General features: G+C 49.2%; 1 protein-coding gene. It reads right to left on the bottom strand.

What is annotated here, in order from left to right; genetic code table 11:
- The coding region (locus tag CVN76_RS00615; protein ID WP_269799996.1) for a rhodanese-like domain-containing protein at positions 1-319 on the bottom strand (319 nt) is incomplete at both ends.

Consider the following 319-nt stretch of genomic DNA (forward strand, 5'->3'; position numbering starts at 1 on the left):
AGTTTTTACCGACGAACTTCAGCGGTAGCCCCTGCTCTTTCGCCTTGCGCGCGTACTCGATAATGCCGCCTTCCACGTGATAAACGTTTTTGAAGCCGTTATGCAGCATGTAAGCGCTGGCTTTTTCACAGCGGATACCCCCGGTGCAATACATAACAATATTTTTGTCTTTATTGTCTTGCAGCATCTCGACCGCCATCGGCAACTGGTCGCGGAAGGTATCTGAAGGCACTTCAATGGCGTTTTCGAAGTGGCCGACTTCATATTCGTAGTGGTTACGCATATCGACAAACAGCGTATCCGGATCGTCAATCATCTG

The sequence above is a fragment of the Bacillus sp. mrc49 genome, from assembly GCF_002803435.1.